Source organism: Streptococcus sp. 10824, from assembly GCF_013276595.1.
GTDB classification, from domain to species: domain Bacteria; phylum Bacillota; class Bacilli; order Lactobacillales; family Streptococcaceae; genus Streptococcus; species Streptococcus pseudopneumoniae.
In genome coordinates, this window is the sequence record NZ_VMLH01000038.1 from 1 (window position 1) to 10,270 (window position 10,270).

The window sequence follows — 10,270 nt, forward strand, 5'->3', positions numbered from 1 at the left end:
GAAGTCAGTCACATATATAATCCAAGGCGACGTTGACGCAGTTTGAAGAGATTTTCGAAGAGTATTAAATATCGAAACAGGGAGTGAGTCAAAGGCTCATTCCCTATTTCAACATTTTTCTATTATGGTTTTACAACTTCTGCTGCTTCAACTTTACCATTGTTCATGGTCATCATGTAAGCAGTTTTGACTGTGTTGTGGTCTGCATCGAAGCTTGTTTGACCAGTTACACCTTCAAAATCTTTTGTTTTAGCAAGGTTATTCTTGATTTCACCTGAATTTTTAGCACCTTTTGCTGCGTTTGCTACAAGGTGAACTGAATCATAAGCCAAGGCTGCAAATGTTGAAGGCTCTTCATTGTACTTAGCACGGTAAGCGTCAAGGAAGGCTTTAGCTTTAGCTGAAACTTCTACAGTAGTTGAGAAGCCTGAGATAAAGTAGATGTTTGATGCTTTTTCAGCAGTTGCTTGTTGTACAAACTCCTCACCGTTGAATCCATCACCACCAACGATTGGTTTGTCAATTCCCATACCACGCGCTTGGTTTACAATCTTACCAGCCTCATTATAGTAACCAGGAACAACGATAGCATCAAAGTCTTTCCCTTTCATTTTTGTAAGGGCTGCTTGGAAGTCTGTGTCACCTGCTACGAAAGTTTCATCTGCAACGATTTCACCCTTGTATGACTCGCGGAAAGATTTGGCAATCCCTTTAGCATAGTCACTGGCATTGTCAGTGTAAAGAACAACTTTCTTAGCATTTAATTTTTCAGAAACATAGTTTGAGATAATTTTTCCTTGGAAGCTATCTTGGAAAGTTCCAATAAAGAGGTAATCTTGACCTTTAGTCAATCCATCTTGAGTCGCACTTGGTGAGATCAATGGAACACCTGCTTTTGTAGCGTTCGCTACCGCAGCTGCAGTCGCACCAGATGTCGCAGGTCCTACGACTGCTGATACTTTAGATTGGGTTACAAGGTTAGTTGTAACTGAAGCAGCCTCAGCTGTTTCAGACTTATTATCTTTATCGACTACTTCGATTTGTTTTCCATCGATACCACCTGCGGCATTGATTTCATCAACAGCCAATTGGGCACCTTTTTGTTCAGCTGTTCCGTATGCAGCTAAAGAACCTGATTCTTCAAAGTTAAACCCGATTTTAATTGTCTTTTCCTCTACTGAGTTACCAGCAGTGTTGACTGCTCCAGACTTCACTTCTCCACAGGCTGCAAGAAGTGCTACACTTGCAAGCGCCACAAACGATAGGGCAAATTTTTTCTTCATCTTTTTTGTCTCCTTATTTCTTAAATAGTCTGTTAATAATATACCGAATTATCAGAAAATTGTCAATGTTTTCCTTGAACTTTTTCGATGATAGCGTTTTCCTATCGATAAAGATTGCCCACAAAGGGTGTTTCCAACTCTTGGATATGACAAACCCTAACTTTTTTAATAAATTTTTCCTTGCTCAAGCGTCCGACCAATTGCTCCACTTCTTGAGTTGGAACATAGAGTTGTAAGTAACGATGTTTCTTGGAATGATAGGTAATATCTCCATAATCCTGCAGTTTTTTGGCATCACGATTATAGTAAAGATAGATAATCAAGCCAGAGCGATTGACTTTTTCAAACATGATAAATCCTCTTTCTAAGAAATCTCTCCCTATTATACCAAAAAAAGCAAACCCAGTCGAGTTTGCCTTCTATCATCATTAGTTCAATGAATTGTTGGCCATAATTTCATCAATAAAGCCATATTCAAGTGTTTCCTGGGCGCTCATCCAGTTATCACGTTCTGCATCTGCATGGACTTTTTCCATTGACTGACCTGAATTTTCAGCCAAGATTTTTTCCAAGGTATTACGAGTTTTGAGCAAGTGTTCTGCAGCGATAGCCATATCAGTTTGTTGGGTACCACCACCTGTACCGCCCATTGGTTGGTGAATCATGTATTCAGCATTTGGAAGCATGAAACGTTTGCCTTTTGCTCCACTTGATGCGATGACTGTTCCCATAGATGCAGCCATTCCCATAACAATGGTTTGGACATCTGCCTTGATAAAGTTCATGGTATCTACGATTGCCAAACCAGCTGAAACAGAACCACCTGGTGTATTGACATAAAGGTAAATATCTTTTGTACTATCTTGGGCATCCAAGAAAAGCAGTTGGGCAATAACAGAGTTAGCCATATTGTCTTCAACCGGACCTGTCAGCATAATGATGCGGTCTTTGAGAAGACGTGAGTAAATATCGTAAGAACGTTCTCCACGGCTTGTTTGTTCAATAACTACAGGAATCATTCATTTCTCCTTTTGAGTTTTAATTTTGTTGGTCAAATGACTGAAGATAAGACTATTATAATATCTTGGTCAAAAAAGGTCAAATTTTTGCTCTGCTTTCATTAGACAGAAACAAAAACCCAACCTCCTTTCGTGACTGGAAATACTTTTCCAAGTCATTCTTCTTTTCGATCTTATTTTGTACCGAACAAGCGGTCTCCAGCATCTCCAAGACCTGGAACGATATAACCGTGTTCGTTCAAACGTTCATCCAAGGCTGCTGTAAAGATTTCTACATCTGGATGAGCTTCTTGAAGGGCTTTTACACCCTCTGGAGCAGATACAAGGCAGACAAATTTGATATTTGATGCGCCACGTTTTTTAAGAGAATCAACAGCCAAGATTGCTGAGCCACCTGTTGCCAACATTGGGTCTACTACAAAAATTTGACGTTGGTCAATGTCCTCAGGCAATTTCACCAAGTATTCAACTGGTTGAAGTGTTTCTTCATCACGGTACATACCGATGTGGCCAACTTTAGCAGCTGGAACCAAGCTCAAGAGACCATCAACCATCCCGATACCTGCACGCAAGATTGGGACGATGGCCAATTTCTTACCTGCCAATTGTTTTTGAACTGTTTTTGTAATTGGTGTTTCGATTTCCACATCTTCTAGTGGAAGATCACGAAGTACTTCATACCCCATCAACATTGCAATCTCATCTACTAGCTCACGAAAAGCTTTTGTAGAAGTATCTGTACGACGCAAGATTGACAATTTGTGTTGAATCAGTGGGTGATTAATAACTTCAATTTTTCCCATTTTTGGAATTCCTTCTTTCAATTTATTCTTCTTATTATACCAAAAAACGGTTTAAAAATCTTTCTAAACCATTTATTTTTGATAATTTTTACATTAGATCAGCCTCTTTAAGAGCTGTCTGTACTGTCTCAAGTGGTAAATGGGTCAATTCTGTCCCTTTTTCTTGATAAAGGTATTGGGCGTAGTCGTCCATTCGGTACTGGTTGATATAAACCACACGCTTGCAGCCGACCTGAAGCAATTGTTTTGTACAGTTGAGACAAGGAAAATGGGTTACATAGGCTGTAAAGCCTTTGGGAACACCACGCTCAGCACCTTGAAGGATAGCATTGACCTCAGCGTGAAGGGTGCGAACACAGTGGCCTTCAATGACCAAACATTCGTGATCAATACAATGCTCAGTCCCTGACACCGAACCATTGTAACCAGTGGAAATAACCTTATTATCTTTTACCAGAATCGCGCCCACTTTAGCACGTTTACAAGTGGAACGATTCGCAATTAGTAGGGCTTGGGCTGCAAAATACTCATCCCAGGCCAGTCTTTTTTCAGTCATCTCTTTTCTCCTTTTTCTCTATTTTTTAAAAAATGGTAAACCTAAATCTGCAATCTTTTCAGCTGGTACCTTCATGCCATCCTTGATCCATTTTAGAAGGACAGAGACGATGGCTGAGCTCCAGAAGGAATGAAGATAAGAGCTGACACCTTTTGATTTCCCATGGTATTTTTCTAGAAATTCCTGCATGGCTTGGACAAAGATTTTTTCCAGATGGTAATCCAAGGCCAATTGAATCACTCTAGCTTCCTTTCTGGCCTCCCGGAAAAGGTGAACCCACACCAAATAAAGGTCTGTCTTTAAATCGTAATGATGCAGCTGTTCCATAATATTGTGGACAGTTCGTTTAAAGACGCTCTCTAAAATTTCCTCTTTGGAGTCATAATTGCGATAAAAGGCCGCACGCGAAACACCCGCACGTTTGACCAATTCAGAAATACTAATCTTGGTCAGCTCCTTTTTTTCCAAGAGTTGCAAGAGGGCTGTTTCAATGGCTTCTCTGGTTAATAAATTGGATTCTTGGTTTGATTTTCTGAGATTTTCAAGAGACTTTTCAGAGATTCTACGTTCAGACATAACATTTTCTTTCTACTTGTCACAACAGACGGATGATGCTTTTGTTTCAAGGGTTTTCATGATATAATTGTAAAAAAAGACAGAACCTTTGTCAATGTATAACTGACAAAGATGGAGAATTTCTATGACTTGGAAAATTATTGCTGACTCTGGTTGTGATTATCGTCAACTGCCAACACCAGCTATTAACACAACCTTTGTAAGCGTCCCCTTAACCATTCAAGTAGCTGATCAGGTCTTTGTTGATGACGCCAGTCTCGATATTGACCAAATGATGGAAACCATGTATGCAACTGCAGAAGCTTCAAAATCGGCTTGTCCAAGCCCAGATGACTATTTGCGAGCATTTGAAGGTGCCAAAAACATTTTCCTAGTAACCATCACAGGTACCCTTTCTGGCAGTCACAATAGTGCTCAACTAGCAAAGAATATTTATCTGGAAGACCATCCTGACACTAAGATTCATGTGATTGATAGTTTATCTGCTGGTGGTGAAGTTGACCTACTCGTAGAAAAATTGAATGACTTGATTGACCAGGGCTTGTCTTTTGAAGAAGTGGTTGAAGCTATCACCGCCTATCAAGAAAAAACTAAGTTGCTCTTTGTCCTAGCCAAAGTCGATAACTTGGTGAAGAACGGCCGTTTGAGCAAGCTTATCGGTACGGTCGTTGGCCTTCTCAACATTCGTATGGTCGGAAAAGCTAGTGAAACTGGGACTCTCGAATTGCTACAAAAAGCAAGGGGATCAAAGAAATCAGTTCAAGCTGCCTATGATGAGTTAGTAAAAGCTGGATATGCTGGTGGCCGTATTGTCATGGCCCAACGCAATAACGAAAAATGTTGTCAACAGCTCTCAGAGCGAATCCGTGAAACCTTCCCACAAGCGGATATTAAAATTCTACCAACCTCTGGTCTCTGCAGTTTCTATGCAGAAGAGGGCGGTTTGCTGATGGGCTATGAAATTGATTAATTGCATTCTTGACAAGAGGTGACCATCATCTCTTGTTTTTTTGTGGTACAATAGAGCTATGAAACATTTTGATACTATTGTCATCGGTGGGGGACCTGCTGGTATGATGGCTACGATTTCCAGTAGCTTTTATGGACAGAAAACCCTCCTCATCGAAAAAAATCGGAAACTTGGAAAAAAATTAGCTGGGACTGGTGGGGGACGTTGCAATGTGACCAACAATGGTAGCTTAGACAACCTGCTAGCTGGAATTCCTGGAAACGGACGCTTTCTTTACAGTGTTTTCTCCCAGTTCGATAATCATGACATCATCAACTTTTTTACAGAAAATGGTGTTAAACTTAAGGTCGAAGACCACGGACGCGTCTTTCCAGCCAGTGACAAGTCTCGGACTATTATCGAAGCTTTGGAAAAGAAAATCACTGAACTAGGTGGTCAAGTTGCTACTCAAATAGAAATCGTTTCTGTTAAAAAAGTAGATGACCAGTTTGTCCTTAAGTCAGCGGATCAAACCTTCACTTGTGAGAAACTCATTGTCACAACAGGTGGTAAGTCTTATCCTTCGACTGGTTCGACTGGTTTTGGTCACGAGATTGCTCGCCATTTTAAGCATACCATCACCGATCTTGAGGCTGCTGAAAGTCCTTTATTAACAGATTTTCCACATAAAGCCTTACAAGGGATTTCTCTGGACGATGTGACCCTAAGTTATGGTAAGCATGTCATCACTCATGATTTACTCTTTACCCACTTTGGTTTGTCAGGTCCTGCTGCCCTACGCATGTCTAGCTTGGTCAAAGGTGGGGAGGTTCTCTCACTCGATGTTTTGCCTCAACTTTCTGAGAAGGACTTGGTTACATTTCTAGAAGAAAATCGGGAAAAATCCTTGAAAAACGCTTTAAAAACCTTGTTACCAGAACGCTTGGCCGAATTTTTTGTACAAGGATATCCTGAAAAAGTCAAACAGCTGACTGAAAAGGAACGAGAACAACTTGTCCAGTCCATTAAAGAACTTAAAATTCCTGTAACTGGAAAAATGTCCCTTGCAAAGTCCTTTGTTACCAAGGGTGGAGTCAGTCTCAAGGAAATCAATCCTAAAACCCTTGAAAGTAAGCTGGTACCTGGCCTCCACTTTGCAGGCGAAGTTATGGATATCAATGCCCACACGGGTGGCTTTAACATCACTTCTGCTCTCTGTACCGGCTGGGTGGCGGGAAGTCTGCATTATGATTAAAGAACTTTTAATAGAAAAAATCGGAAGATTACTCCTCCGATTTTATTTTGCTTGAGTTTGGACATAGTGGGCAATGACATCTGATGTGTACTGGGCTGTTCCAGTACCAAATTTGTCAATATTTTCCTTAAACTCTGGGTTATAGACGTAGCCTTTACCGATATGACCGAATACTTCAATAGTACAATCAAATCCATAAGTACGAATGGCTTGCAAGAGCTTGGCTGTTTGCTCTTGGTTTTCAGTTGCTGTTACAGGCAGACCAGCTTGAAGATTTTGTGCTAAGGCTTGAAAAACTTGGTTGAAGGCAGCCGTAGCCTCGTCTTCGTGACCTTTCTGGCGCTCCAGCGCTTGGTCCATGACTTCTTGTCCATATTTCTCTACCGCCTCTTGGTGGTATTTTTGATGGTCTTGGTAGTTAAATCCAGCAAATTTCTCTTGAATGCTCATTTCTCTTTCTCCTTTTTGTTCTTGAATGGTTTTTTGCAAGGTTGAAATCAAGGTATCCAGATGTTCCCTTTCTCGAGTCAAATAGTCCAACTGCCTGGTCAAATGAGGCAATAAATCTGTCCTTTCTTCCTTTAATAGCTCTGCTATTTTTTCTAAAGAAAAGCCTAGATATTTGTAGTAAAGAATAACCTGGAGACGTTCCAAATCCTCCTGACTGTAGGTTCGATAGCCGTTTTCCGACTTTAAAGGAACCAAAAGTCCTATCTTATCGTAGTGGTGCAGGGTCTTGACAGAGACACCCGAAAGCTGTGCAGCTTCTTTTATATGGTACATGATTTCCTCCTTATACTCAATGAAAATCAAAGAGCAAACTAGGAAGCTAGCCGTAGGCTGTACTTGAGTACGGTAAGGCGACGCAGACGTGGTTTGAAGAGATTTTCGAAGAGTATTACACTGATAGTATAACCCCTCCCCTTAGGTCAGAGTCAAGCGTTTTTGCGAAATTTTTTACTTTATCATAACATGAAAATGGTTTTCTTGACAGACCTTAGAAAACATGATAGGATAGTCAAGTCTATCAATCAAAAGAAACGCTCATTTTGAGTACTGATGAGGCTATTTGCCAAGGGCAGTAGCTTTTTCTTTTGTAACACTAATTTTAGGAGTTTAACTATGTCTGAAAAATCGCAATGGGGGTCTAAACCGGGCTTTATCCTAGCATCTGCTGGTTCAGCCATCGGACTTGGTGCCGTTTGGAAATTCCCCTATATGACTGCTGCTAACGGTGGAGGAGGCTTTTTACTGGTCTTTCTCATTTCCACTATTCTAATCGGTTTCCCCCTTTTGCTAGCTGAATTTGCTCTCGGCCGAAGCGCTGGTGTCTCAGCAATCAAAACCTTTGGAAAACTAGGCAAGAATAGTAAGTACAACTTTATCGGTTGGATTGGTGCCTTTGCCCTCTTTATCCTCTTATCTTTCTACAGTGTTATTGGTGGCTGGATTTTAGTCTATCTAGGCATTGAGTTTGGAAAATTGTTCCAAATTGGTGGAACGGGTGATTATGCTCAGTTATTTACTTCAATCATTTCAAATCCAGCCATTGCTCTAGGAGCTCAAGCGACCTTTATCCTATTGAATATCTTCATTGTATCACGTGGGGTTCAAAAAGGGATTGAAAGAGCTTCGAAAGTCATGATGCCCCTGCTCTTTATCATCTTTGTCGTCATCATCGGTCGTTCTCTCAGTTTGCCAAATGCCATGGAAGGGGTTCTTTACTTCCTCAAACCAGACTTTTCAAAACTGACCAGTGCTGGTCTCCTCTATGCTCTGGGACAATCTTTCTTTGCCCTCTCACTAGGGGTTACAGCCATGCTGACCTATGCTTCTTACTTAGACAAGAAAACCAATCTGGTCCAATCAGGAATTTCCATCGTAGCCATGAATATCTCGGTATCCATCATGGCAGGTCTCGCCATTTTCCCAGCTATGTCAGCCTTCAATATCCAGTCTGAAGGGGGACCGAGCTTACTCTTTATCGTCTTGCCTCAACTCTTTGACAAGATGCCTTTTGGAACCATTTTCTACATCCTCTTCCTCTTGCTCTTCCTCTTTGCGACAGTCACTTCTTCCGTCGTTATGCTGGAAATCAATGTGGGCAATATCACCAACCAGGACAACAGCAAGCGTGCCATGTGGAGTGCCATTTTGGGAATCTTGACCTTTGTCTTTGGCATTCCCTCAGCCCTATCTTACGGTGTCATGGCGGATGCTCACATCTTTGGGAAGACCTTCTTTGACGCTATGGACTTCTTGGTTTCCAATCTCCTCATGCCATTTGGAGCTCTCTGCCTTTCACTTTTTACAGGCTATATCTTTAAAAAGGCTCTTGCAATGGAGGAACTCCATCTTGATGAAACCGCATGGAAACAGGGACTGTTCCAAGTCTGGCTCTTCCTTCTTCGTTTCGTCATTCCAATCATCATCATCGTGGTCTTCATCGCCCAATTTATGTAATCAAAAAGGACTTGAGTAGTAAACTCAGGCCCTTTCTTTTTTATGGATGGCTAACAATCACTTCCAAACCTTGCCCTTCCAGAGTCCAAGCTTCAACATCACTTGGTAAGATAAAGTGACTGCCTTTTTGGATTGGATAATTTTTCCCGTCAACAGTCAGTTGACCTTGACCGGCTAAGACACTCAATAAGCTGTAGTCAGCTGTCTTTTCGAAGTCAACTTTTCCAGTAATTTCCCACTTGTAAACTGCAAAGAAATCATTGGATACAAGGAGAGTGGAACGCAAATCATCTGCTTTAACAGTTACAGGACGGCTATTTGCAGGCTCACCAATGTTTAAGACATCAATGGATTTTTCAAGATGAAGTTCACGCAAGTTGCCCTTATCGTCCTTGCGGTCAAAGTCATAGACGCGATAGGTGGTATCGCTAGACTGCTGGGTTTCAAGAATCAAGATGCCAGCACCAATAGCATGCATAGTGCCACTTGGTACATAGAAGAAATCTCCAGCTTTAACTGGTACTTTGGTCAACAGACCATCCCAGTCTTTCGCTTCGATTTGCTGGCGGAGTTCTTCTTTTGACTTGGCATTGTGACCGTAGATAATCTCTGAACCTTCATCCGCTGCGATAATGTACCAGCATTCTGTTTTTCCGAGTTCGCCTTCATGCTCGAGTCCATAAGCATCGTCTGGGTGAACTTGGACACTGAGCCAGTCGTTGGCATCGAGGATCTTGGTCAAAAGCGGAAATACAGGCTCAGGACGATTGCCAAACAATTCACGGTGTTCCGCATACAAAATAGCTAGGTCTGTTCCTTCGTAACGACCATTGGCAACTTTAGAGACACCATTTGGATGGGCTGAGATGACCCAGTATTCTCCGATTTTTTCACTTGGGATGTCGTAGCCAAACTCATCACGTAGCTTGGTTCCACCCCAGATTTTTTCTTGCATCACTGATTGTAAAAATAATGGTTCTGACATTTTATTCTCCTGTCTGATCTTTCTTCCTTCATTATAACAAAAAAAGAGTTCCATTTGAACTCTTTTTTACATCTTATAAAGCAGGGAGAAGATTTTATAAAAATAGTAAACAAATGTGCTCTACTCGATGCTTGCTCCATTGCTATCAATGACATCCTTGTACCAATAGAAGGACTTCTTCTTGCTACGTTTGAGAGTCCCATTTCCTACATTATCTCGATCTACATAGATAAAGCCATAGCGCTTATTCATTTCCCCTGTGCCAGCTGAAACCGGATCGATACATCTCCAAGTCGTATAACCAAGCAAGTCAACCCCGTCTTGGTAAATGGCATCTCGCATGGCCTTGATGTGGGCCTCTAATACTCAATCATTTTCAAA

The 10,270-nt window shown here is 41.4% G+C and carries 11 protein-coding genes and 1 pseudogene; 3 read left to right on the forward strand and 9 right to left on the reverse strand.

Going from position 1 to position 10,270, the window contains the following annotated elements; genetic code table 11:
* Positions 1-122: 122 nt before the first annotated feature.
* From HT701_RS03915 to HT701_RS03940, 6 genes are all read right to left on the reverse strand, one after another.
* On the reverse strand, positions 123-1,283 hold the full coding sequence (locus HT701_RS03915; RefSeq protein ID WP_000726149.1) for an ABC transporter substrate-binding protein: 1,161 nt from the start codon (positions 1,281-1,283) through the stop codon (positions 123-125).
* Positions 1,284-1,384: 101 nt separating this feature from the next.
* Positions 1,385-1,633, reverse strand: a complete 249-nt coding sequence (locus HT701_RS03920; RefSeq protein WP_000462126.1) for a YlbG family protein — start codon at positions 1,631-1,633, stop codon at positions 1,385-1,387.
* Between the two features lie 78 nt (positions 1,634-1,711).
* Positions 1,712-2,302, reverse strand: coding sequence for an ATP-dependent Clp protease proteolytic subunit ClpP (gene clpP, locus HT701_RS03925; protein ID WP_000613477.1), 591 nt, complete (start codon positions 2,300-2,302; stop codon positions 1,712-1,714).
* A 173-nt stretch (positions 2,303-2,475) separates the two neighbouring features.
* Positions 2,476-3,105 carry a uracil phosphoribosyltransferase gene (upp, locus tag HT701_RS03930; protein WP_000515974.1) on the reverse strand — a complete coding sequence of 210 codons (630 nt, stop codon included), beginning with the start codon at positions 3,103-3,105 and terminating at the stop codon, positions 2,476-2,478.
* 88 nt (positions 3,106-3,193) lie between these two features.
* Entirely contained in the window at positions 3,194-3,661 is a 468-nt protein-coding gene (locus HT701_RS03935) for a cytidine/deoxycytidylate deaminase family protein (RefSeq protein ID WP_000136976.1), read from the reverse strand.
* Positions 3,662-3,679: 18 nt separating this feature from the next.
* Positions 3,680-4,237: a TetR/AcrR family transcriptional regulator gene (locus HT701_RS03940; protein WP_000004139.1), complete on the reverse strand. Its 558-nt coding sequence runs from the start codon at positions 4,235-4,237 to the stop codon at positions 3,680-3,682.
* Positions 4,238-4,361: 124 nt separating this feature from the next.
* Between HT701_RS03940 and HT701_RS03945 the strand changes: the two genes are divergently transcribed.
* Positions 4,362-5,207 (forward strand): DegV family protein, encoded by an 846-nt coding sequence (locus tag HT701_RS03945; RefSeq protein ID WP_000219939.1) that lies wholly within the window; start codon positions 4,362-4,364, stop codon positions 5,205-5,207.
* A gap of 58 nt (positions 5,208-5,265) precedes the next feature.
* Positions 5,266-6,441, forward strand: coding sequence for an NAD(P)/FAD-dependent oxidoreductase (locus HT701_RS03950; protein ID WP_000680056.1), 1,176 nt, complete (start codon positions 5,266-5,268; stop codon positions 6,439-6,441).
* A gap of 42 nt (positions 6,442-6,483) precedes the next feature.
* Here the strand turns inward: HT701_RS03950 and HT701_RS03955 are convergent, their stop codons facing one another.
* Positions 6,484-7,224: a MerR family transcriptional regulator gene (locus HT701_RS03955; RefSeq protein ID WP_000274782.1), complete on the reverse strand. Its 741-nt coding sequence runs from the start codon at positions 7,222-7,224 to the stop codon at positions 6,484-6,486.
* A gap of 339 nt (positions 7,225-7,563) precedes the next feature.
* On the opposite strand from HT701_RS03955, the gene HT701_RS03960 reads away from it, so the two are divergent.
* Entirely contained in the window at positions 7,564-8,904 is a 1,341-nt protein-coding gene (locus HT701_RS03960) for a sodium-dependent transporter (protein WP_050223719.1), read from the forward strand.
* A 40-nt stretch (positions 8,905-8,944) separates the two neighbouring features.
* Here the strand turns inward: HT701_RS03960 and manA are convergent, their stop codons facing one another.
* Together manA and HT701_RS03970 are read right to left on the reverse strand one after the other, a co-directional pair.
* Positions 8,945-9,889: a mannose-6-phosphate isomerase, class I gene (gene manA, locus HT701_RS03965; protein ID WP_172931240.1), complete on the reverse strand. Its 945-nt coding sequence runs from the start codon at positions 9,887-9,889 to the stop codon at positions 8,945-8,947.
* Between the two features lie 120 nt (positions 9,890-10,009).
* Positions 10,010-10,252 (reverse strand): annotated as a pseudogene (locus HT701_RS03970) (family 1 glycosylhydrolase); the annotation flags it as partial.
* Positions 10,253-10,270 lie beyond the last annotated feature (18 nt).